At 42.5% G+C, this 22,870-nt stretch carries 21 protein-coding genes and 5 tRNA genes; 6 read left to right on the top strand and 20 right to left on the bottom strand.

What is annotated here, in order from left to right:
- Positions 1-8: 8 nt before the first annotated feature.
- Positions 9-1,385 (bottom strand): SH3 domain-containing protein, encoded by a 1,377-nt coding sequence (locus IT970_RS03985; protein WP_065978431.1) that lies wholly within the window; start codon positions 1,383-1,385, stop codon positions 9-11.
- Between the two features lie 16 nt (positions 1,386-1,401).
- Positions 1,402-2,628, bottom strand: a complete 1,227-nt coding sequence (locus tag IT970_RS03980) for a hypothetical protein (RefSeq protein ID WP_196857623.1) — start codon at positions 2,626-2,628, stop codon at positions 1,402-1,404.
- Between the two features lie 252 nt (positions 2,629-2,880).
- On the opposite strand from IT970_RS03980, the gene IT970_RS03975 reads away from it, so the two are divergent.
- A complete protein-coding gene (locus IT970_RS03975; protein WP_118844063.1) occupies positions 2,881-4,896 on the top strand; it encodes a TonB-dependent receptor in 2,016 nt (671 codons plus the stop codon).
- On the opposite strand, the gene IT970_RS03970 is transcribed toward IT970_RS03975, so the two are convergent.
- The 14 genes from IT970_RS03970 to xerD form a co-directional block, all read right to left on the bottom strand.
- A complete protein-coding gene (locus tag IT970_RS03970; RefSeq protein WP_118844062.1) occupies positions 4,893-5,363 on the bottom strand; it encodes a hypothetical protein in 471 nt (156 codons plus the stop codon). The genes IT970_RS03975 and IT970_RS03970 overlap by 4 nt on opposite strands.
- Positions 5,364-5,393: 30 nt before the next feature.
- Positions 5,394-5,765 (bottom strand): hypothetical protein, encoded by a 372-nt coding sequence (locus IT970_RS03965; RefSeq protein WP_118844061.1) that lies wholly within the window; start codon positions 5,763-5,765, stop codon positions 5,394-5,396.
- On the bottom strand, positions 5,734-7,185 hold the full coding sequence (locus IT970_RS03960) for an alpha/beta fold hydrolase (RefSeq protein WP_196857622.1): 1,452 nt from the start codon (positions 7,183-7,185) through the stop codon (positions 5,734-5,736). Before IT970_RS03960 ends, IT970_RS03965 begins: the two co-directional genes overlap by 32 nt.
- 358 nt (positions 7,186-7,543) lie before the next feature.
- A tRNA-Arg gene (locus IT970_RS03955) sits at positions 7,544-7,620 on the bottom strand.
- A 111-nt stretch (positions 7,621-7,731) separates the two neighbouring features.
- A tRNA-Arg gene (locus IT970_RS03950) sits at positions 7,732-7,808 on the bottom strand.
- Positions 7,809-7,854: 46 nt separating this feature from the next.
- A tRNA-Arg gene (locus tag IT970_RS03945) sits at positions 7,855-7,931 on the bottom strand.
- Positions 7,932-7,953: 22 nt separating this feature from the next.
- Positions 7,954-8,030, bottom strand: a tRNA-Arg gene (locus IT970_RS03940).
- Positions 8,031-8,063: 33 nt separating this feature from the next.
- A tRNA-Ser gene (locus tag IT970_RS03935) sits at positions 8,064-8,156 on the bottom strand.
- Positions 8,157-8,268: 112 nt separating this feature from the next.
- A complete protein-coding gene (locus tag IT970_RS03930) occupies positions 8,269-8,466 on the bottom strand; it encodes a hypothetical protein (protein ID WP_118844781.1) in 198 nt (65 codons plus the stop codon).
- A gap of 257 nt (positions 8,467-8,723) precedes the next feature.
- On the bottom strand, positions 8,724-10,259 hold the full coding sequence (gene lysS, locus IT970_RS03925; RefSeq protein WP_036970557.1) for a lysine--tRNA ligase: 1,536 nt from the start codon (positions 10,257-10,259) through the stop codon (positions 8,724-8,726).
- A gap of 26 nt (positions 10,260-10,285) precedes the next feature.
- Positions 10,286-11,384, bottom strand: a protein-coding gene (prfB, locus tag IT970_RS03920) for a peptide chain release factor 2 (protein WP_118844059.1) whose coding sequence is annotated in 2 segments (ribosomal slippage) — positions 10,286-11,308 and positions 11,310-11,384 — 1,098 coding nt in all. Because the reading frame shifts where the segments join, the coding sequence is not laid out codon by codon here.
- 143 nt (positions 11,385-11,527) lie between these two features.
- Complete coding sequence (recJ, locus tag IT970_RS03915; RefSeq protein WP_196857621.1) at positions 11,528-13,249, bottom strand: single-stranded-DNA-specific exonuclease RecJ; 1,722 nt, start codon at positions 13,247-13,249, stop codon at positions 11,528-11,530.
- Between the two features lie 72 nt (positions 13,250-13,321).
- Positions 13,322-14,056, bottom strand: a complete 735-nt coding sequence (dsbC, locus tag IT970_RS03910; RefSeq protein WP_118844057.1) for a bifunctional protein-disulfide isomerase/oxidoreductase DsbC — start codon at positions 14,054-14,056, stop codon at positions 13,322-13,324.
- A 59-nt stretch (positions 14,057-14,115) separates the two neighbouring features.
- The gene (gene xerD / locus IT970_RS03905) at positions 14,116-15,003 is read right to left on the bottom strand and encodes a site-specific tyrosine recombinase XerD (RefSeq protein ID WP_371915641.1); all 888 of its coding nucleotides are present in this window, start codon (positions 15,001-15,003) and stop codon (positions 14,116-14,118) included.
- 168 nt (positions 15,004-15,171) lie between these two features.
- Between xerD and fldB the strand changes: the two genes are divergently transcribed.
- A complete protein-coding gene (fldB, locus tag IT970_RS03900) occupies positions 15,172-15,693 on the top strand; it encodes a flavodoxin FldB (protein ID WP_036970565.1) in 522 nt (173 codons plus the stop codon).
- Between the two features lie 84 nt (positions 15,694-15,777).
- Here fldB and IT970_RS03895 read toward each other — a convergent pair whose 3' ends face one another.
- Positions 15,778-16,206: a DUF2147 domain-containing protein gene (locus IT970_RS03895; protein WP_036970567.1), complete on the bottom strand. Its 429-nt coding sequence runs from the start codon at positions 16,204-16,206 to the stop codon at positions 15,778-15,780.
- A gap of 104 nt (positions 16,207-16,310) precedes the next feature.
- Between IT970_RS03895 and IT970_RS03890 the strand changes: the two genes are divergently transcribed.
- Positions 16,311-16,745, top strand: a complete 435-nt coding sequence (locus IT970_RS03890; protein WP_065978437.1) for a hypothetical protein — start codon at positions 16,311-16,313, stop codon at positions 16,743-16,745.
- 273 nt (positions 16,746-17,018) lie between these two features.
- Positions 17,019-17,699, top strand: a complete 681-nt coding sequence (locus IT970_RS03885) for a hypothetical protein (protein WP_196857620.1) — start codon at positions 17,019-17,021, stop codon at positions 17,697-17,699.
- 54 nt (positions 17,700-17,753) lie between these two features.
- Here IT970_RS03885 and IT970_RS03880 read toward each other — a convergent pair whose 3' ends face one another.
- A complete protein-coding gene (locus IT970_RS03880) occupies positions 17,754-18,452 on the bottom strand; it encodes a tRNA1(Val) (adenine(37)-N6)-methyltransferase (RefSeq protein WP_065978439.1) in 699 nt (232 codons plus the stop codon).
- A 76-nt stretch (positions 18,453-18,528) separates the two neighbouring features.
- On the opposite strand from IT970_RS03880, the gene srmB reads away from it, so the two are divergent.
- Both srmB and IT970_RS03870 read left to right on the top strand, forming a co-directional pair.
- Positions 18,529-19,755 (top strand): ATP-dependent RNA helicase SrmB, encoded by a 1,227-nt coding sequence (srmB, locus tag IT970_RS03875; RefSeq protein WP_036970576.1) that lies wholly within the window; start codon positions 18,529-18,531, stop codon positions 19,753-19,755.
- A 218-nt stretch (positions 19,756-19,973) separates the two neighbouring features.
- A complete protein-coding gene (locus tag IT970_RS03870) occupies positions 19,974-20,303 on the top strand; it encodes a BON domain-containing protein (protein ID WP_074989443.1) in 330 nt (109 codons plus the stop codon).
- Positions 20,304-20,348: 45 nt separating this feature from the next.
- Here IT970_RS03870 and IT970_RS03865 read toward each other — a convergent pair whose 3' ends face one another.
- A complete protein-coding gene (locus tag IT970_RS03865; RefSeq protein ID WP_074989442.1) occupies positions 20,349-21,281 on the bottom strand; it encodes a hypothetical protein in 933 nt (310 codons plus the stop codon).
- Between the two features lie 45 nt (positions 21,282-21,326).
- Entirely contained in the window at positions 21,327-22,712 is a 1,386-nt protein-coding gene (gene radA, locus IT970_RS03860) for a DNA repair protein RadA (protein ID WP_036970582.1), read from the bottom strand.
- Between the last annotated feature and the right edge of the window lie 158 nt (positions 22,713-22,870).

Genomic DNA, 22,870 nt, shown 5'->3' with positions numbered 1-22,870 from the left:
ACAGGCCTCTAGCGAATACGTTTAATGTTGTACACACGGTCTAAATAGCTTGTTTCTTGCGAGAGTCTTAACGGCAATAATGGAGTAACCGATACCCCATTTAGAGCACTGCTGTAAAAACTACCATCGCCTTTGTTGTAGCCAAGCCCTTTCACGTCGTGAATTACGTACGGCTCACCTTGGTGTTCACCTAAATACATCATCACATGACCTGGAATATAAATTAAATCACCAATTGCCATATTCTTAACAACGGATAATTTAGACGCTTCATTGGCATTTTTATCAAAGCGGCTATTTTTACCGTACTCACTGCTCCCTTGCTGACCGGAGTTACGTGGCATGAGTAAACCAAAACTTTTATAAATTTCCCCCACAAAACCAGTGCAATCTCGGCCATTGTAATCGTGCCCCCACCCATACCGCTCACCTAAAAACTTAAAGCCTTGCTTAATCAGGTTTTGTTCGGTGTAGGCGAGGTAACCGATATTTACATCTGCGGTTTTACTGATCATTGCTGGCTTTATGGCTAATTGGCCATTTTCATCGCGCGTTGGTAATTGCACAATATGGCTGGCATAGGTATTTTGCCCATTCAGTAAGTAAGGAACTTGCTCGTTATCAACAAGGGGTAAACGCACCCCCATATCAAGCTGAACTTCTGAGCGTGCATCATCATTAGGCACATAAGCAGTGTGCACTTTAGCGCCAGTGATGACTAAAAAGTTTTCTTGGTCACGGTACGCTTTAATTTTATCAGCATCGGCAAAAGCAATATCCTCAGCGGGCGTCCACGCTAAATAGTTATAAGCACGCACTAAAAGCCACTTTTTATCCGCGCTTTGATGCAAGACAGCGACAGTCTCTCCCGGAAACATGCCACTTTCTTGAAAGCGATCTAGGTCGTGATCTAAGCCACTGTTGAGCACCCGATCCCACGTTGGAAAGGTCCGTAATGACGTACGTTTCACCACCACACCAAAGCGAACTAAGTTAGTACTCGCGACCTTATTAATATTTAAATTTGCCTGATATTTAGCAAAATCTTTCGCTGTTAATTGACGTCCGTCAGTAAAAAAACGCGGGCTTTTTGGCACTGAGCTGGCTTGATTAATTAAGCTAGTGAGTTCGGCTTTAGACAGTGATTTTTGAAATGACAGTGGATCAACAATGTACTTATTTTCTTTGATTAACTTATCGTTAAACGCCTGAATTTGCGCATTTGTCATGAGCATTTTTGCTGATGCGCCTTGCTGCAACCAATAACTAGGTGACAACTGTGACTGAGTGACGGCTATCACATCTGACTGCCACCCTTCGGCATGCATAGGTGAGCTAAAGGCAACACCTAGGCTAATTGATAAAGCGATAATTGAACGACGCATGTGTGTTCCTTAATACTTATTGAGCGCGTGAATCTAATAGTTTTGTAAAAGCTGCCTGCAAATTTTGCTGCATTAGCTTGCCGACTTTTGGCAAGTGGGCTTCCTCTGCACCAGGGGTTGCTTGCTGAATACTCAAGGTAAACTCGCGACCGCCATTAATTTGCCCCAAGCATACATGTGCGAGCATAACCGTTTCGGTCGCAGAGCGAGTTTCACTTGGGCCCCAGCCGATTTTTTGCCACACTCGCCACTGCCCATTTGTCGCGGTATCAAGTACTTCTTTTGCCGAGCGTGTATCATTGGGTGCAATCGCTTTTGCAAGTGCATTAGTCACAAGATGACTGATGCCAATCATCATACCACCTACTTCAAACTGTTGGTCACTATGACCCGTGCCATTAAGGAGTACATCAATATCGCTACTTTGCAAATACGGCATACGGGTACTGGGTTCACGGTCGTGACTAACAAGGCGTTTTAACCATTCAGCTTGTGCCAAGGTAGTCATTGCCTTATTACCCGTTAAACCGCAGTTATCACAACGGTAACTTAAATAACCAGGATCATCACGATTTGCTTTGTAATGGCTGATCTTTGCATCATGTTCTGGGTGTGCAGGGTCATGCCAATATTCATCAGATGGCATAAACTGCTCACCGCCATAGGCACCATTAAATAATAAACCAGGGGTTTTGAGCTTTAACCAGTCATTATAAAAGAAGCTTTGTAATGTATTGCGCCCAGCAACATTAATAAAATAACTCGCGATTGCATTTGAATTGCCATCCGCTTTTCCAAATGGCTCATAGCTATTTACGCTACTAATTAAATCAGCCAAGAGAGTATCACCAGCCAGTGCGTGCGCACCTAATTTAGGCTGCTCTTTTCTCACGGTAGCGACAGCACCTGTGAAGGCTTGAATCTTTGATGAGCTCCACGGCTCATAAAGCTCATTGTGCGTGCCATCACTTAAGTAACGGTAAGCAAGTGCCCCACCTCTTACCTGATAATCAATAACAAGCAATTTTCCTTGCTGTTGAGACGGAGAAAAATATTGCCAATCCGCGGCAATTCGAGACTGCCAATCAGGTTGCTGATAAGCCACTTGGTCAGCACTTTTATAGCCTTTTCCAGTTCCATTATTAGCGAGACTTAAACAACCGGTATTATTTAAATCACGTGGCATGATTGCAGGTGCCATCATCACTTCGGCAAAAAACTGCTCGTCAGTCATTGTGTCCACGGGGTTATTCGCGTGACAGCCAACTAACAGCAAAAGGCTACTACAAAGCGTAAAATTGAGAGAGCGTAAACGCATGGTGTGCATAAAATAAAATTCCCACTTATTTTTATTTTTGGAATATTTTATTAAATTTAACACAAATTTCCCATGAAGCAAATTAACTCAGCTTTATTACGATTCATCTATTCTGCATCCAAAAAAATGACTTACGCGTATATACTTTTAATACCAAATAGAAAAGGGATTTATAAAATGAAAAAGTTATGCTTTATTGCGGGCTGTCTAAGCTGTTCTGGTGGCGCATTTGCTAATATTGAAAAAATTACCGTATATGGCCACCGCACTGGCTTAATCGGTGAATCAATCAGCGCCTCAAGTGGCATTATTGGCCAAGGTGAGATTGAAAATAGACCCATGCTCAGAAGCACAGAGCTACTTGAGTTAATCCCCGGTATGGCCGTTACTCAACACAGTGGTTCAGGTAAAGCAAATCAATACTTTATTCGTGGTTTTAACCTTGACCATGGTACAGACTTTTCAACCAATATTGATGGTATGCCAATCAATATGCGCAGCCATGGACATGGGCAAGGCTATACAGACTTGAACTTTATTATTCCCGAAACGATTGCCACAGTCAGTTATCAAAAAGGCAGTTACGATGCCAAGCAAGGTGACTTTTCAACTGCGGGCAGCGCCTACTTTCACCTGACAGATAACCCAAAGCATCAACAGTTAGATTTCACTATTGGTGAGGATAACTATTTACGCGCGGTTGCTTTAGGCAGCATTCCACTTGGTAATAGCAAACTTATTGGCGCCACAGAATGGCAAGGTTACGACGGGCCATGGCAAGACATTAAAGAAAGTGTAAATAAAAAGAACGCCCTCCTTCGTTTCGTTAATGAGTCTAAGCACGGTAACCTATCCATCAGTGCTATGGCATATGATAATACGTGGAATTCGGCTGACCAAATTCCGCAACGCGCCGTTGATCAAGGTATCATTTCATCGCTGGGCTCTTTGGACACCACATTAGGTGGCAGCTCTAGTCGCTATAGCTTATCGGCTAATTGGCAAAACGAACACCTCACAGCTAATGCCTATGTAATTGATTATAAAATGAACTTGTATTCTAATTTCTCGTATTTTCTTAATGATCCTGTTAATGGCGACCAATTTAATCAACGTGATAATCGTACGGTGTCTGGCGGGGCAATCAGTTATCAATTTTCGGATGTTTTAGGCTCTATTTTACTGAATCATGATGTAGGTGTTGAACTTCGTAACGATAACATTGATAACGTAGGACTGTATAACACACAGTCGAGAAATTACTTATCAACCGTACGTGAAGACCGTGTTGACGAAACAAGTTATGCTGCTTATTGGCAAACCCAACTTACTATGAGCCCTCAATTAGAGGCCACTGTAGGCGTACGCTATGACTATATTGATGCGAGCGTTAACAGCGATAATCACTTAAATTCAGGCGATGCAAATGACGATTTACTCGGTTTCAAAGCAAGCCTAACTTATTTATTCAACGAGAACGTAGCGGGTTATGCCAACTGGGGGCAATCGTTTCATTCTAACGATGCACGCGGCGCAACAATTCAACAAGACCCTGTAACCCTTGCAGCCACGGATACCGTTGATTTGCTGGTTAAAAGTAATGGTGCTGAGTTGGGCATGCGCTACTTTGATGAAAAGCACTTTAACTTTTCAGCGGCACTGTGGTGGCTTTCACTTGACTCAGAACTCCTCTTTGTTGGTGATGCAGGCAATACTGAAGCCAGTGATGCATCAACACGTTACGGATTAGAACTAAGCGCTTACTATTGGCTAGCCGAGACACTTAGCCTTGATGCTGAAGCATCGTTTACACATTCACGCCTAGACATAGATAGCCAGAACGACCGCATTGAAGGGGCTGTGCCAGTAGTTGCCAGTGCTGGGGTAAACTGGCACATAACAGAGCAATGGCAAACATCGTTGCGTCTTCGCCATATAGGTAAACGCATGCTCAATGATGATGGCAGTCAACGTTCAGAGCCTTTGACCGTCGTTAACGGTTTAGTTAGTTACCAACATACTCACTGGAAAGTCGGCTTAGAGCTACTTAATCTATTCGATAGCAGTGATCATGATATCGATTACTATTATGCATCACGCTTACCGACTGAGCCCGCAGAGGGAGTAGAAGATAATCACTACCACCCCATAGAGCCACGTACGCTTAGATTCAACGTCAGTTTACTCTTTTAGAGAACCTGCTCTGTGTACTTTTGCAAGTTAGTGATTAGGTCACGGTAAAGCGATACACTGTTATCTTTGATGCGGTCGAGGAAAAAGTCGTCAGTAATGCGAGTTATTTGCTGGCGCTTGTTCTTATCACTTAACTTACTGCCAACAATTCCTATTAGTTCAGAAATTTTCTCTTGTTCATACGCATTTAAAGACGGATCAGTACTGATATCTTTTAGCATAATCAGTGATTCAAGCATGGAACCGTTTAGTGTCACAGTGATCGCCTTCGCTAAACTGGGCAACCACGGCTTCTCAATTTGCTCACCAATCACATAAAACATATTTTGCACCGTTGCCAAGTCACCATCACGAACAGCAACACTACCTATGATCAGATATGAAATCAGCTGCTCTTTCGGGTAACTTTGACTAACCGTTTTAAAAAGTGGGTCGGTACGAATGAAATCGGCTTTCTGCTTCGCCATTTTTCGCCAACCTTTATTATAAAATGCCAGTTACTGAGCACTATAAGCTAAATACTTTCCCCGTATATCAGTGGCTTTTGCTAGCGCTAGATCGCTCTCGGCGATGGCAAAGTCATTGCTTAATCCCATGCTAAGAATATAGCTCATCATAGCATGGGTCAGTGTTGGTTCAATTTCGCCAACCTGTTTTAATCGCTCTTTTTGTAGAGTCTTATAACCATAAGCAATGGTATCTACACTGGTATCAGATACACCCGAGTAGGCTTCATAACTAAAACTACGTTGCAGCTCAGTATATTGTTGATGCTCTGATTTTGTTGACTTACATCCACTTAATAAAGCGATACTTAATACAGAGCAAGTTACGAGTTTAGTGAGTGCGACTCGATTTAAAACGTGCATCGACAATTCCTTTTTCTGCTTCGATGGCATCATGTGCCAAACCTTGATAAAGCGGGCTATTAATCGTACTTAACGAAAAAATGATATTACTATCATCAACGACGCTCATAGCATGCTTAGATGCGTTAATCATGACCCCAGCACCATCAAAACGGCTTTCGTTAAGTTTTATCGCTCGTTCAGCATCGATTGATACATTGGTTAACTCAACCACGGAGCGCTTAATATTTAACGCAAGCTCAGCGCCCGCCAGTGTGACATTTTCAAGCCTAACCAATGAATCCTTAATACGAATTGATTCAGCAACCACATCTTTAAGCAGCACGTTGTGACAATCTTCAATAATCATATGACGATAATGTCCCGTAAATTCTCGACTATGTTGATCTTCACAGTGAAAGGTCGCGATTTGTTTATCAGTAACCTTTCCGGATGTGACATCCTGAATAGCACCTGTTAATGCTTTATCTAACAAGGCCAAAAATGCCAAGGGCGTTTGTTTCATAGGAACATGACCGACACCGGGCAAAACTGCTAATTCACTGTTTGCAAGCTGGCTATTTAATACTTTTGCGGTACGCAGCGGAGCAATCGCATCGCTTTCCCCCCATATTATATGGGTTTCGGTTGTGAGGTTTGCGACAATATAGCTAAAATTTTCTTCTACTAAACTTAGCGCAGCATTCATATTAGGCGTATCCCCCATCACTAGCTTCCAAGCTCCGTCGCTGCGCTGTAATAACTCACTAAGGTAAGAGTCAATCGCGCCTTCTTCGATAAGCCCTGTTGTAAAGTCGTTTAGCTGTGCTAATTTCGTTGAGATAAATGCGGGTAGCTTACTATTGGGTTTAGGCACATTAGAAATAGGCTTAATAAAGGCGACTTTATGTAGGATACCTGCAGCATCGACCAACACCAATTTATTGAGCTTTTCAGAATACTTACCAGCAAAATATAAACTCACAGCGCCCCCCATAGAATGGCCGACAACCGAGGGAGGTTTTGTCATGTAATAATCGACAACCTCAGCCAAAACTTTCGCATAATTGCGTGGTGAGTATCGACCATCAGGGCTTTGTGAATGCGCAAACCCTGGCAAATCAATAGCAACTATATAGTAGTTTTTACTAAGCTCAGGAATAATACTAAACCAGTCTTGCATACCCAATACGCCCAATCCATGCACTAATAATAGCGGAGGAGCCTGCTTATCACCCACCTCTAACACCAACATCGATGAATTAAACACAGACTCTCTAAAGGTACTAAATTGCCAGTCGTCTTTAGGAAGAAACTCAAAATTGAGAGCTTGGATCTGCTGTGAGCTTAATTGTATTGAACGAGCCGCCGTTGACTCACTTTGCGCAGCAACAGAAAAAACAGCAAAGCAACAGATATATAAAAAGTGGAGTAAACGCAAAGGAAATTAATTTAATTATTATTGTATTAGCAAATTGTACCCTTTACATGCTAAATGTAAATAATACCATTCCGCTTAATTAAGTGGTCTATTTTGAGGCAATAAAACCGCGTTGATAACAAGGCAAAAATTTAGTTATTTAGTTGTTCTAAATCAGAAATTTTTAATGCAGGTAGCGACTGGTTTGATCACTCAAAATGATTAAGTATTTTTGCGGATTGGTATAATAGGTCAATATTGATTAAAAGGTGAAGCTGCATATTGTTAAGAAGAATAAATATACTGTAATACCGCGGCTGCGGATTTCGGGCACAAAAAAACCGACTTTCGTCGGTTTATGTCACTTTCAGAGTGAAAGTGGCGGACGCGGGAGGATTCGAACCTCCGACCGCCTGGTTCGTAGCCAGGTACTCTATCCAGCTGAGCTACGCGTCCGCAATAGTTCTGCTTATTTACGTCTTGCAATGACGGTGTCGTTTAAACACAAAAAAACCGACAGTTTGTCGGTTTATGCTTTCTTACATTGCTGTATGAATGTATAGAAAGTGGTGGGCGCAGGAGGATTCGAACCTCCGACCGCCTGGTTCGTAGCCAGGTACTCTATCCAGCTGAGCTATGCGCCCACATTCTATTCTAGTTAGTTTAAGTCTCACTAAGACTTTTCAAAAGTGGTGGGCGCAGGAGGATTCGAACCTCCGACCGCCTGGTTCGTAGCCAGGTACTCTATCCAGCTGAGCTATGCGCCCACATTTTGATGTTAGTAAAGGATGGTGGGCGCAGGAGGATTCGAACCTCCGACCGCCTGGTTCGTAGCCAGGTACTCTATCCAGCTGAGCTATGCGCCCATTCTTTACTTTACAAGATAACCATTTAAAAAATGGTGGAGAAGGAGGGATTCGAACCCTCGATAGAGCTACAAACCCTATACTCCCTTAGCAGGGGAGCGCCTTCGGCCACTCGGCCACCTCTCCGTCTTGTGGGGCGTATAATAAAGATTTCAGAAAATATGTCAAACACTTTTCAAGGAAAATCGCACAGATGGTTATAGATTGTCCACTACGGGTAAAAACAACAAACTTTTGCTCAGCCTTTGACCGGTTTTGCTTTTTGTCTGAACGAATCGATGCCCGTTAATGGGATATGCTCATCGGTTATTTCTGCTAAATATTGATCCTGATAGCCTAGTTGTTGAAACTCGGCGATGCAGGCACGATAAAAAGCTTCACGTTGCTCATCGCTTTTACTGGTGTCTGTCTGCAACTGCACAGGCTTTTTTGTCATTATAATTAAGTCCACTAATACGTTGAACGACATTTGTACAATGTTCTCATACTCGTATTAAAAAAACACCACTGTAATTACGAACAAAAGGCGATGTTTAACACTTTTACTACAACAACAACGCAGACTTAATCAGTATTTCTTTTTTTATCAATTAATTACAAATCAGTAGTCACAGAGCTCAACGTTTAAAATCAGAAATTTCCGATAATAAAAACGCCGCTAAAAAGCGGCGTTTATTAGAGTCTTAGTACTGATTAATCAGCTTGCGGACGCATATGAGGGAATAAAATAACGTCTTTAATCGTTGATGAGTCTGTAAATAACATCACCAAACGGTCAATACCAATGCCCTCGCCTGCTGTTGGCGGTAAGCCGTACTCTAATGCACGAATGTAGTCTTCGTCGTAGTGCATTGCTTCATCATCACCCGCGTCTTTCTCTTCAACTTGACGAGAGAAACGTTCTGCTTGGTCTTGTGCATCATTTAGCTCAGAGAAACCATTTGCAAGCTCACGACCCCCTACAAAGAACTCAAAACGGTCAGTAACAAATGGGTTTTCATCGTTACGACGAGCCAGTGGCGACACTTCCCAAGGGTATGCCGTAATAAATGTAGGTTGAATTAACTTATGCTCTGCAGTCTCTTCGAAGATTTCACACAAGAACTTACCTGGGCCCCATACACAGTTTTCAGGTACTTTAACGTGAACTTGCTTCGCATACGCTTTAAGCTCTTCAAAATGATTTTCTGGGTCATTAAATACAGCCGCATCAAAGTCAGGGTTGTACTTAAGAATAGCTTCGCTCATTGTTAAACGTGCGAAAGGCTTACCAAAGTCATACTCTACAGAGTCAACTACGTCGCCATGCTCGTTTTTCGTTGTGTTAACAACGATTGGTGAACCAAGTACGTCTGTTGCAACTGTACGTAGCATATCTTCAGTGATGTTCATTAAATCGATGTAATCAGCGTATGCTTGGTAGAACTCAATCATCGTGAATTCTGGATTATGACGCGTCGATAAACCTTCGTTACGGAAGTTACGGTTGATTTCGAATACACGCTCAAAGCCACCCACAACTAAACGTTTTAAGTAAAGCTCTGGCGCAATACGTAAATACATATCGATATCAAGTGCATTGTGATGCGTTACGAATGGGCGTGCAGACGCACCACCAGGGATAACCTGTAGCATAGGCGTTTCAACTTCCATGAAATCACGGTCTGCTAAGAAACGACGAATACCTTCTACCACTTTTGAACGAATACGGAATGTCTCACGCGTCGCTTCATTAGTGATTAAATCAACATAACGTTGACGGTATTTTGTTTCTTGGTCTGATAGACCATGAAATTTTTCTGGTAATGGACGCAGTGACTTAGTCAGTAGCTCATACTCAGTCATTTCGACGTATAAATCGCCTTTGCCTGATTTATTTAGCGCACCTTTAACACCGATGATGTCACCGATATCAAGTTGGCCGTATTTTGCTTTTAATTCTTTTTGTACGTCTTTTGATGCGTATGCTTGAATTTGACCTTTCATGTCTTGTAACGCAAGGAAAGGACCACGTTTAGCAAGGATACGACCTGCTACTGAAACTACATGTTGCTCAGCAACTAATTCTTCTTTCGATTTATCACCAAACTCAGCTTGCAAATCAGCCGTGTAATGTTCACGACGGAATTGGTTTGGATGACCGTTGGCTGGGCAATTTTCGCGAATAGCGTCTAATTTGCCGCGACGCTCAGCGATTAACTTATTTTCGTCTTGGATTTGATCAGTCATTTTTTAGCTCTTTTTTAGCTTGGTGGTTATAGGCCAGATTTAAGGCTGGCTTCAATAAATTTATCTAAATCGCCGTCAAGAACCGCTTGAGTATTGCGGTTTTCAACGCCCGTTCGTAAGTCTTTAATGCGCGAGTCATCAAGCACGTATGAACGAATTTGACTTCCCCAGCCAATGTCTGATTTTGCATCTTCTTGGCTTTGCTTCTCGGCATTTTGTTTTTGCAACTCAAGCTCAAACAATTTCGCTTTTAACTGCTTCATTGCTTGGTCTTTATTTTTATGCTGCGAACGCTCATTTTGGCACTGCACAACCGTATTGGTTGGTAAATGCGTAATACGTACTGCTGATTCGGTGGTATTTACGTGCTGACCACCCGCACCCGACGCGCGATATACGTCAATACGTAAGTCGGCGGGGTTAATATCAATTTCAATATTATCGTCAATTTCTGGGTACACGAAAGCAGACGCAAACGAGGTATGACGACGACCGCTTGAATCAAACGGGCTTTTACGCACTAAACGGTGCACACCCGTTTCAGTTCGTAACCAGCCATATGCATATTCGCCAACAAAGCGAACTGTCGCCCCTTTAATACCAGCCACATCACCGTCGGTTGCTTCAACAAGCTCAACTTTAAAGCCTTTCGCTTCACCCCAACGTAAATACATGCGCAGTAGCATATTACACCAGTCTTGCGCTTCAGTACCGCCAGAACCCGATTGTAAATCTAAGTACGCGTCGTTTTGGTCATGGGCACCTGAGAACATACGACGGAACTCAAGCTTTTCTAGTTGCGCATTTAAATCGGCTAATTCAGCTTCGGCTTCAGCAAAGGTTTCCTCATCTTCGGCTTCAACAGCAAGTTCAACTAAGCCTTCAACATCTTCAGTACCGGCCACTAAATTATCAATGGTCTCAACGATAGCTTCTAATGCCGACTTTTCACGGCCAAGGGCTTGAGCACGCTCAGGCTCATTCCACACTGCTGAATCTTCAAGTTCTGCGTTAACTTCTTCTAACCGCTCTTTTTTAAGAGGGTAGTCAAAGGTACCCCCGAAGCAGTTCAGTACGTTCGCGAATTTCCTTGATTTGATTAATCACAGGATTCACTTCAAACATGTACATTACTCCAAAATGGCTGATTTACCGCGCACAGCTCTCAAGATGAATTACGGTAAAATATCTACAAATATTAAAAACGCCCGATTTTAACAAAAAACCGAGCGTTTTATTAGCCTTTTATGTCGATTATAGCGATATTTTTATGTCGCTTTTTGTAGCTCTCGAATAATCAGTTGTAACGAGAATTTGCCACGGAATTCATTTATATCGAGTTGGTAGGCAGCTTTAACATAGCGTGCTTCGGTATCGGGCCAGGCACGCACATCGACACCAAATGCAATACCATCAACCAAACGTCCAGATTGATGCTTTAACACGAGTTTTAAGTGCTTTTCACCTACAATACGTTGTTGAATAACCTCGAATAGGTGCTCGAATACCGGCTCGGGAAATTGCTGTCCCCATGGCCCTGCATTTTTTAACAGGTTGGCAAACTCCATCGAAAAACACTCATTTGGCAACTCGCCGTCGGTCAACAAAATACTTTGTTTATGCTCATCGGTCAGTGTGTCGGTGACCATGCGCTCAAACACGGCTTTAAACTCGGGAAAACTCTGCTCATTAATGCTCAAGCCGGCTGCCATTGCATGCCCCCCAAACTTACTGATTAAGTGTGGGTGCAAGGTATTCACTCGTTCAAGTAAGTCACGCATATGCAGACCTTCAATTGAACGACATGAGCCTTTTATTTCACCGTTATCGCCCGCGGCAAAAATAATCGTTGGCCGGTGATATTTCTCTTTTAAACGCCCCGCTAATATACCAATTACCCCTTGATGCCAGTCGGCTTGATACAAGCAAATCGCATCGGGGATAGCGTCGGTTTTAAAGGCAAGGCGATCGAGCACGGCCTGCGCCTCAACCTGCATGCCCTGCTCTATTTCGCGGCGCTCATGATTAAGGCTGTCGAGTTCACTGGCAATACGGCGAGCTTGGTTTATGTCGTTTGATAACAAGCACGCGATGCCTAAGCTCATATCATCTAAACGCCCTGCAGCGTTTAAGCGAGGAGCCAATGAAAAGCCAAAGTCACTGGCACTTAAACGTGCCGCATTTCGATTAGCCACTTCAATTAAAGCGCTTATTCCCGGACGAGTTTTACCACTGCGAATACGTGCTAATCCTTGGTGAACCAACGTACGATTATTGGCATCAAGCGCAACGACATCAGCCACCGTACCAAGGGCGACAATATCAAGTAACTCAGCAAGGTTTGGCATTGGACTATGCTCAAAGGCCCCTTGTTCGCGTAAGTGGCTGCGCAGCGCAATTAATAAATAAAATGCCACGCCTACACCGGCAATCGATTTAGATGGGAACTGACAATCATGGCGGTTAGGGTTCACGATAGCATCTGCATTAGGCAGCGTATCCCCTTGTAAATGATGATCTGTAACCAGTACCTTAATACCGGCGCGCTTCACAATCGCAATGCCATCAATGCACGAAATACCATTATCCACTGTAATAACCAGCTCAGGCTTCATTTCAACAATTTGCGCCGCCAGTGCGGGGCTTAAGCCATAACCAAGGCTAAACCTATCAGGCACTAAATAGTCAAGGTTGTTAAACCCAAACATGGCCAAGCCTTGCATTAAAGTGGCCGTACTGGTTGCGCCATCGGCGTCGAAGTCACCGACAATTAATACTCGCTGTTGTTCTGCGAGTGCGTGTTGCAGTATTAATACGGCTTTGTCTATGTCTTTAAATAATTTAAAGTCATGCAGGGTCGCTGCACTGTTATCTAATTCATTGGCATCTTTTACCTGGCGCGAGGCATAAATTTGCTTAATAACGGGATGTAAGTGTTGAGGAAGGTATGAGTCATCGACACGGGGACGAACTTGGATTATTTTTTCCATGTTGGAAGTATTACTTTAGTTAGCTTAAAGCGAATAAAAGGCCTACCTAGGGCAGGCCTATTTATAAAAAGATTATGAAGATGTTTTTGGTAAGGCATCAAGCGCTTGGCTAATTTGTGCTGCTGATTGATAACCTGGGATCATCGTTCCATCTTCTAAAATAATTGCAGGTGTACCCGACATACCAAAGCTTTGGCCTAATTGATAATGCTCAGCAATAGGGGCACTGCATCCTTCTACCTTGGCAACCTCTGCACCGGCTTTGGCTTCAGTTAGAGCTTCTGCTGGGTCTTTTGCACACCACACATTCATTAAGTCTTCGTAACCTTTACCGCGTAAACCGCCGCGAGGGAAAGCTAGGTATTTTACGGTGATGCCCGCTTCTAAGAAATCGTCTAATTCGCGGTGTAATTTACGACAGTAACCGCATGTAATATCGGTGAATACAGTAATTGAATGTTTTTCATTTTTTGCTTTATAAACAATCATTGAATCTTCGTATTCAGCCACACCCGCCTTACGTACATCACTTAATGCGTGCTCAGTGAGATTGACACGATTTTGAAGATCAATCAGTGTACCTTGCATTAAAAATTGACCGTCAGGGCTTGCGTAAAGTACCCCCTTGTCAGTAATTAGCTCTTTAAGGCCAGCAACAGGGCTTGGGTTTACTTTTTTAACCGTAACACCTAACTCAGCAAATTTAGCAATAATTGGCGCATCTACAGCGTCGGTGGTCGACACACCATTTGCAAACACACTTAAACTCGTACCAAGCAGTGCCGTGGCTAAAACTAACTTTTTCATAACTATCCTATATCCTGATCATTTATTATATAGACCGGTACATCTTTAAAAATCTTGCACTAAGCACGTGGATGATGTTGCTCGTGTACCGACTTCAATCTCTCATTCGCTACATGGGTATAAATCTGTGTTGTTGATAAGTCACTGTGACCTAACATCATTTGCACGACACGAAGATCAGCCCCATGATTCAGCAAATGCGTTGCAAACGCATGTCGAAGCGTATGCGGTGATAACGGCGATTCAACTGATGCCAAAATAGCATAGTGTTTGATACGATGCCAAAAAGTTTGTCGCGTCATGCCAATCCCTCTCTTAGATGGGAACACAAAGTCAGTTGCATGCTTGATCATCTGCGCGCGGCCAACTTTTAAAAAGCGCTCAAGCCAATACATCGCTTCTTCACCAAGCGGCACTAAACGCTCTTTATTTCCCTTACCTTTGACGAACACAACTGCTTGGCGCAAGTTAATTTGCTCCATCCTAAGCCCTACCAGCTCAGTGACGCGCAGACCCGTTGCGTATAAAAGCTCCAACATCGCTTTATCGCGCAGCCCCATAGGCTCTTCAATATTAGGCGCAGCGAGTAGTGCTTCAACCTCAGCCTCAGACAGAGTTTTGGGTAATGACTGCCCTGCTTTTGGCTGTGCAATATTCAGCATTGGCGAATCAGCAATGGCTTTTTCACGTACAAAGTATTGGTAAAAACGTTTAAGCGCACTGATGCTGCGCGCAGTGCTGCGTGATTTAAGCCCTAAATCAACTCGGTATGCCAAGTATGCTTCAATATCTTCACTGCTGACAGCCAGTAGATCTTTGTCTTTTAAAAACTGACAAAACTTATCAAGATCGCTGCGATATGCCATCAATGTGTTTTCACTGACCCCTTGCTCAAGGTACAAAATATCTAAAAACAGCTCTAAATGTTCGGCATTGTTTGACGTTATTGCTACTTTTTCAGCTGTGAAATTATTTTCAGCCACGCGTATTGTCATCCTTATCAAGGTATCAATTAAAAAAGCCTTACGGTAAAATAGTATCAAACTACAGGAAGATAGATACTAAAAGCAGCTTGAGTAACTATCATATCAAGCAAATAGACGGTGATAAATACGATGCAGATTGGTTTATTTTATGGTTCTACTACTTGCTATACAGAAATAGCGGCAGAGAAAATTCGCGATATTATCGGGCAAGATGTTGTCAGCTTACACAATATCAAAGATGAGCCATTAAAAAATGCAGAACAATTCGATTTCGTTATCTTCGGCATTTCAACGTGGGACTTTGGTGAGTTACAAGAAGATTGGGAATCAATTTGGGACGACATCAAAGAGGTGAATCTAAACGGTAAAACCGTGGCCCTTTTTGGCATGGGCGATCAGCAAGGTTATGGCCAGTGGTTTCAAGATGCTTTGGGTATGCTACACGACGAAATTTGCCATCAAGATATTACCTTCTTAGGTCTATGGCCTAACGATGAAAGCTATGAATTTGAAGCGTCAAAAGCTCTCACAAATGAGGGTAAACACTTTGTTGGATTGGCACTTGATGAAGACAGCCAATATGAACTCAGCGATGAACGTATTGCTAATTGGGTTGAGCAAGTGATGACTGAATACAGCGAGACCCTGTAATATTCACTCCCTAATTAAGTGAATTGCTGCATAACCCATTTATTTATTAAAACGCCAAGCATTGCTTGGCGTTTTAATGTCAGGCTATTCAACACGCTGCCAGTATTGGTTGCGGTAGAAAAAGGCGATATAACCGCGTACTTCAAGCACTTTTCCCTGTTCTTTAGGGGTGAGCTTTAAGGTGTAGGTTTTGCCATTATTAGGGTCAAGAATTTCACCGTCTTGCCAACTGCCATCGCCCGCTTCTTTCGCGCCATCGATAATGGCCATTCCCAAAATTGGCTTATTTTTTTTATCGCCTTTACATGCATCACATATTGCATCTTGTTTGGCTGGGTTAAGAATTTTTTCAACTTCACCAATAAGTACACCGTTTTGCTCACGAATGCGTACCAAAGATTTAGCTTCATTGGTTTCTTCGTCAATGGTTTTCCAAAGCCCGACAGGGCTCATTGCAGCGACGCTTAATTGAGAAAATAAAAGGGCTGATAAAGCGATTGTGAGTCGTAACATAAAATACTCGCATAAAATTTAAGGCCTTATTACTATATCAGGGCTTGGTAAAACACACCATTTTGCTATGATCAGAAAAAGACAACACATTGCGAGGGAACACAATGAGTCAATATACGTTACTTACCGGAGATATTGTCAGCTTCGACAATAATCAAGTCACCCCAATTAAAGCAGATGGCGAGATTAAAACAAACCGCTTTGGTGAGTCATTATTTATTCCGCATAGCGCTAAAACCGCCGTAGAGCTTGGTAAACTCGACGATAATTTATTTAACTTAAACAAATTAATGCGCTCTGGGTATGCCGACCCCTGCCCTGCCACACGCGTGCTAATAGAAACCAAAGACCCTTTACCTGATATCGATGGCTTATTGATAAAACGCCGTTTTAGTATCATTGATTTTTGCAGTGCTGAAATAGAAAAACAGCACACAAAAGCAGTCTTAGACGCCTTGCTTGAGCTTGAGCATGTTCAACAAATTCAACTTGATGAAGTAATGCAGCTGCAACCTCCCGTGCAATTAAGTGCAAAATAGAGGTACAATCAACGCATCAATATGCCATACCAATTCGCTTAATTAAGTGCGCTATTTTGGGGCGATAAAACCTCGTTGAAAACAAGGCAAAGGTTTCGTTATTTAGTTGCTCTCGGTAACTGCTCCTAGATTGCTCCTGCATTGCTCTGCATCCATGCAGTCGTAAATCAGCAATCTTTAACACAGGTCGCAACCGGTTTAATCCCTCAAAATAATTAAGCATTTTTTGCGAATTGGAACCATACGGCAGCTTCATTAGTAAAAGGAAAAACAATGAAAAATGCGCTATTTTTACTCTTTGCAACAACGCTGCTTGTAGGGTGTGATGAGTTAGAAGTCGAGGAAAGTCATGATTTTGGCAACCAGATGTATGAGAACAAGTATACATTGATAAACACCACCGCCTTAGAGGTTGACTACTCCATGGCAAATACCGACCTGTTTGGTAACGCAAGAGAAGTCAGTGATGCGCAATATTATGTAGACACGCTCGCATCAGGTTCATTACCTGTTGATATAACACACCTTCACAATGAACGACGCCGTATTTCATTTTATGTAGAAGATCACAGTGAAGCGAGCAACTTCGCAGAGCAAATGTATCAAGTGGACAACGACCAGCCTTACCATTTTGTCGCCTGGCAAAGTGCAGAAAAGCTGCGTTTAACGCTCATAAAACAGACTCAAAATAACAAAGAGGGCTTTTTTGCCGTCCGCTTTCTTGCCACCGAAAACATTCGCTTAAAAATAGAGAATCAAATAGTTAGCCTATATCAAAATCAATTAAGTACGTGGTATCACACTGATGACTGCGCAGATGATATTAAAGTCTCTCGACTGAATGATGAAGGTGAGCGTGTTGATGAATCAGTTGCCATTTGTCATGCCTCATATGGACACTCTTATACATTATTAGTAAGCGAAGATGGTCTACAAGCGAGCATCAGTGAATAGCAATTACGACCGTTTAGAGTAAAGTGATGACGGACTATTAATGGCTGGTATGCGTCACATTTTCAAATAAAAGTCCTTGCAAAGCGCACTATATTCAGCACTGTACGCGCCACTGTTTGCATGAATCGTTAAATGTGTTGTCGTTAAAGGGGCTGCAACCTGACTAAATAACATTAAACTGCGACTAGGTGCTTTTTTCTCGGTTGTTTTAACTAAACACAGGTGGTTTAAATACCAGCCTTCTTGCTCTGCAATGGCAATAAATTGCTCGGCCTCAGGACAAGGCAGTATCACATTGAGCAGAGTATGTGCATGACTCAGCGCACTACACGCTTTGATTAATTCGCTAAAACTCAATCCATCGGTGTGGCGCGCCGTATTACGTGCTGCATTATCGCCTTTAAGGCTGGCATTGAAATAAGGTGGATTAGTGATAATTGCATCAAAGGGGGTTGCTGCTTTAAAAGACTGCACAGCCCCTTGATAAAGCATAATGTCAGGCCAAGGGCTATTAGCAAAATTAGCGCGAGCATCAATACACGCGTTAGCCTCTATTTCGATAGCGTTAACAACCGCCTTCGGCGCACGTTGTTTTGCCATTAAAGCAAGCAACCCGGTGCCTGTGCCAATATCAACAATTCGTGCAGCATCGCTTACATGTGCCCATGCCCCCAACAAAATCCCATCTGTTGAAACCTTCATCGCAGTGTGAGTTTGCCCTATCGAAAACTGTTTAAACACAAAACCTGACATTTTTTCACCTTTTCATTCACCAACAGCTGGATAGCGCGTATAATTAACGCCAATTGTCCTCTATTTATGTCACTCTATGCAATTTTCTGAATTTGATATCGATAACAAGCTGTTAAATGCCATTAATAAAATGGGTTTTGATACGCCAACCAGCATTCAACAACAAGCGATCCCTGAAGCATTACAAGGGCGCGATATTTTGGCATCTGCACCCACAGGTACCGGTAAAACAGCCGCGTTTTTGATCCCAGCTATTCAATACTTGCTTGATTTCCCTCGTCGTGACCCTGGTTTTGCCCGCGTACTTATTATGACTCCTACTCGCGAGCTTGCTTATCAAATCCATGAGCATTGTGAACAGCTTGCTGAGCAAACACACCTTAAAATAGGTGTCGTGACGGGCGGCATTAACTATGGAACGCACAAAGAAATTTTTGAGAACAATAACGACATTCTTATCGCGACACCTGGGCGCTTAATGGAATACCTCGAAACCGAGAATTTCCATGCTGAAAATGTCGAAATGCTTATTTTAGACGAAGCCGACCGCATGCTCGATATGGGCTTTCGTAAAGAAATGCTGCGTATTTGTGATGAAGCCAGAAATCGTCGTCAATGTTTTCTATTTTCAGCCACACTGGAAGGTGACAGTGTTGAGCTTTTCGCTGAGCGTATTTTAAATGATCCTGCGTTACTAGAAGCAGAATCGTCGCGTAAAGAAAAAGCAAAGATCCACCAGTGGGTTCACTTAGCCGACGACTACAACCATAAGCTTAAAATGTTAGTCGATATCTTAAACGGCGATGATATCCATAAAGCGATAGTGTTCGTTAAGACCCGTGAACGCCTAGAATCATTAATTGGTGCGTTAAATAACGAAGGACTGCGCGTTGCTTGGTTACGTGGTGAAATGCCACAAGATAAACGCATGAAAGCAATGGAGAACTTCCATTCTGGCCGCAATAAAATATTGGTAGCAACCGATGTGGCTGCCCGTGGTATTGACGTGGCAGATATCAGCCATGTGATTAACTTTGATATGCCTCGCACCGCAGACATATACGTTCACCGTATTGGACGTACTGGTCGTGCAGGCAAAAAAGGAATCGCGATTTCATTTATCGAAGCGCATGACGTTGCCATTTTAGGCAAAGTTGAGCGTTACATCGAACAAAAACTAAAGCGCCGAGTAATCAAAGGGATAGAGCCGCAACACAAAGAAGCAAAAATCCCTTCTAAAAAGAAAAAAGATCCAGCAAAGATCAAAGCGAAGAAAAAGGCAAAACCAAAAAAGAAAAAGTAGTGCGTGCTTAATATGCCTTGTTAATAAAAATGCCGAGCCTGTCTCGGCATTTTTATCGCTGTTATTTGCCGTGTCTTTTTTACTGAACTATGTGTAATTACTTCACATACAGTTTCTTCAAAAAAAATAAAACCTATAAAAATCAACAAACTAAAATTGGAACAGAATTTGTAATTGTTCATACAGAGTTCAATTTGTCATTATTGCGAGGGAATTGTATGAGCCGTTTCAAATTATCTGTTGTCGTAACCCTATTTAGCTGTCTTTTTTTATTGGCTTGCGCCACACAAGTCAGTGCCAACACCCATGTTTTAACAACCAGTACTTCGGCGCAACCGCGATTACAGCAAGTGGCTTTAAAGAAACTAACGAATAACCGCAATTTTAAAATTGAAAACTTACAGGTTATTGTAAATGGCGATACGATTGAATTATTAGGTTCAACGGAAACGGGGTTTCAACGTGCGCTGGCACAAAAGTTCTTAGAACACAGTCAGGGTGTCAGGCATGTAAAAAATAACCTTAAAGTGAGCAAACTAGAGAGTTGAACACTTTAAGGTTATTGCAGCTAACGCACGGCTGCGGTAAGCGGGTTATTCACCACTGGCTTTTAAATTAATAAATTTCGCAAGCTCTTCAGGCTGACCAACCAGCATCATGATTTGCTGGTTGATTTGCATCATCGACTTGCCTTCAGGTAGGCGTGCCGATAAAGACAATTTTGATAAACCACTGGCAAAGTTTTTAATCGCAGTGTCTAACTCCGCACTTACAGGAGCTTGTTGTAATTGCATTGCCACAACTTGCTCAAGGTCATCAAGTGTCATGCCTTGCGCTTTTAAGAAGCTTTCGACAACAGTTTTAAGTTCACCGTCGTCGTTGATTTCAAGCTCGATACTGCGCGGCTCTAATTGGCTCATTGCCGCCATCATTTTTGATTGTTGCTGTAGTTGTTGCTCTAAAGTGAGCTCAGCCCCATTCGCAGCATTTTGTGCTTGGCTGATTGATAAAGATGCTTCCATCAACGCCGTTGAATTTGCTAAACCAAGATTAAAACGTACATCAGCCACTTCGCTTGCCTTCACGTTAAGCGCAAACTTGCTATCACCTGACTCTTTGTTGTAATCAAGCGATGAATTCACGTTGTAACTCGTTGCGGCAAGCTTATTATTCGCACTGTCTGGAAGTTGCGATAAGAACTCATCACTAAAGCGGAAATTTGTCATCACGAAGCCCGTGTGGGGTGGGATCGCATCAACTTCGTAACCCGTCACTTCAATATTGTCGATAGTGGCAATGGTTTCATCGCCTTCAATGCTTTGCACATTTATACCAGACAACTGCATGCTACTACTGAACACACTTGCTGAAATATCGCTGTAAGTGATATCTACACCACTTTGGCTTGATAAAGCGCTTAGTTGCTTATCAACAACCTTTTTCACTTCCTGTGTTGCTGTATAGTTTGCGTAAACGACGCCACCTACAGCTGCAGCAACAACGGCTGCAATTACTAACTTTTTCATTTTATTTCCTTTGATTGGTGTTTTTTATAGTCTATCAAATTACAACTAGTTTATTAAAGACAGTAACTCATGCACTGTTTTAACAGGTGTAATTTTTGCGCCCAATCCTTCCATTGATTTATGGTAGTTACGATATGGAATAAAAATTTCAGTGAAACCATGCTGAGCGGCTTCTTTTACTCGCGGCACCCCACTGTCGATGGGCCTAACGTCACCATTTAAGCTTAATTCGCCCATAATACAGGTGGTTCTTGGCACAACAAATTCATTCAAACTACTCAACAATGCCGTAACTAATGCTAAGTCGATACAGGTTTCAGACTCATCAATTTTTAGGCCACCGACAATATTAAAAAACGTGTCATGAAAAATTTTAGTCTTGGTGTGTTTACGCAAAATCCCTGTGAGCATTTTGATACGATTCATATTTAAACCAACACACACTCGCTGCGGAAACTCAGCCTCGGTTTCTGTGGTTAAGCACTGAATCTCTAACAATAAATTACGATTACCTTTACGAATACATGTAATCGCCGATCCCGGCGATTCGGTGCTTGATCCCGATAAAAATATTTCGCTTGGGTTGTCAACACTGAGCATACCGCGCTCACACATTCTAAAAATACCGACGGTATCAATATCGCCAAAACGGTTTTTATTGGCACGTAAGGTACGAATTTGCCCATCGTTGGTATCAATATGCAGCAGCGCATCAACAATATGCACTAAGGTTTGCGGGCCTGCGATTTCGTTGTTTTTATTTACGTGAGCAATAATGAACATGGTGACGTCATTTTGCTTACAATATTGAGTGAGTGCTTGTGCTGCACTTTTAACTTGTGAAGGAGAGCCTGGGCTGCCATTAGCGGCTTCTGTCACAACCGCTTGAATTGAATCGATCACCGCAAACTTAATCTTGTTCTTATCAAGCTCTTCAATAATTGCTTCAACGCTGGTTTCTGACAGTAAATAAAGCTCATCAGGGTTATAATCTAAACGCAGTCGGTTTACACGGTTTTTAAACTGCGATAATGACTCTTCTGCCGTACAATAAAGTGACGGCATCACTTTCGACATGCGAGCAATTAAATCTGACAATAATGTCGTTTTTCCAGCCCCTGGATCGCCCGAAATAATATTTACGGAACCGGTGGTCACACCGCCACTTAATACACGGTCTAACTCACCAATGTCGGTTAAGCGTTTTTCTGCTTCGGCGGTTTCGACTTCATTAATTTTTTTTGAGCCGCCGCCAACACCGCCTGCGTAGCCTGCAACCACGGCACGGCTTGCCGCTTGTTTTGACTGTCCGGCTGAGGGCTTAAATTCTGCTAGCGTGTTCCATGCACCGCACTTACACTGTCCTTGCCAGCGCTGATAGTTCATGCCGCACTCTGTGCAGACAAATTCGATTTTTGCTGATTTTGCCATTCGGCCTTACCTATTTAGGTCGCTAATTTGTGACTAACTTGTTATTAAAAACTGACACTTAACACAATTAATGTATAGTAAGTTTATAATCACAAAAAGATAACTCGTTGTAACTAAAACCTCTTACTCCAGCTCTTTATTCAACACACTGTTAAATA

The organism is Pseudoalteromonas sp. A41-2 (assembly GCF_015767615.1).
Classification (GTDB): Bacteria; Pseudomonadota; Gammaproteobacteria; order Enterobacterales; family Alteromonadaceae; genus Pseudoalteromonas; species Pseudoalteromonas lipolytica.
Note: the sequence above shows the minus strand (reverse complement) of the source record. Positions and strands in the feature narration are given on the sequence as shown.

Coding starts and splice junctions, on each gene's coding strand:
- IT970_RS03985 (WP_065978431.1), bottom strand. CDS start 1,385: ATGCGTCGTTCAATTATCGCTTTATCAATTAGCCTAGGTGTTGCCTTT.
- IT970_RS03975 (WP_118844063.1), top strand. CDS start 2,881: ATGAAAAAGTTATGCTTTATTGCGGGCTGTCTAAGCTGTTCTGGTGGC.
- IT970_RS03970 (WP_118844062.1), bottom strand. CDS start 5,363: ATGGCGAAGCAGAAAGCCGATTTCATTCGTACCGACCCACTTTTTAAA.
- IT970_RS03965 (WP_118844061.1), bottom strand. CDS start 5,765: ATGCACGTTTTAAATCGAGTCGCACTCACTAAACTCGTAACTTGCTCT.
- IT970_RS03930 (WP_118844781.1), bottom strand. CDS start 8,466: ATGACAAAAAAGCCTGTGCAGTTGCAGACAGACACCAGTAAAAGCGAT.
- lysS (WP_036970557.1), bottom strand. CDS start 10,259: ATGACTGATCAAATCCAAGACGAAAATAAGTTAATCGCTGAGCGTCGC.
- recJ (WP_196857621.1), bottom strand. CDS start 13,249: ATGGAAAAAATAATCCAAGTTCGTCCCCGTGTCGATGACTCATACCTT.
- dsbC (WP_118844057.1), bottom strand. CDS start 14,056: ATGAAAAAGTTAGTTTTAGCCACGGCACTGCTTGGTACGAGTTTAAGT.
- fldB (WP_036970565.1), top strand. CDS start 15,172: ATGCAGATTGGTTTATTTTATGGTTCTACTACTTGCTATACAGAAATA.
- IT970_RS03895 (WP_036970567.1), bottom strand. CDS start 16,206: ATGTTACGACTCACAATCGCTTTATCAGCCCTTTTATTTTCTCAATTA.
- IT970_RS03890 (WP_065978437.1), top strand. CDS start 16,311: ATGAGTCAATATACGTTACTTACCGGAGATATTGTCAGCTTCGACAAT.
- IT970_RS03885 (WP_196857620.1), top strand. CDS start 17,019: ATGAAAAATGCGCTATTTTTACTCTTTGCAACAACGCTGCTTGTAGGG.
- IT970_RS03880 (WP_065978439.1), bottom strand. CDS start 18,452: ATGTCAGGTTTTGTGTTTAAACAGTTTTCGATAGGGCAAACTCACACT.
- srmB (WP_036970576.1), top strand. CDS start 18,529: ATGCAATTTTCTGAATTTGATATCGATAACAAGCTGTTAAATGCCATT.
- IT970_RS03870 (WP_074989443.1), top strand. CDS start 19,974: ATGAGCCGTTTCAAATTATCTGTTGTCGTAACCCTATTTAGCTGTCTT.
- IT970_RS03865 (WP_074989442.1), bottom strand. CDS start 21,281: ATGAAAAAGTTAGTAATTGCAGCCGTTGTTGCTGCAGCTGTAGGTGGC.
- radA (WP_036970582.1), bottom strand. CDS start 22,712: ATGGCAAAATCAGCAAAAATCGAATTTGTCTGCACAGAGTGCGGCATG.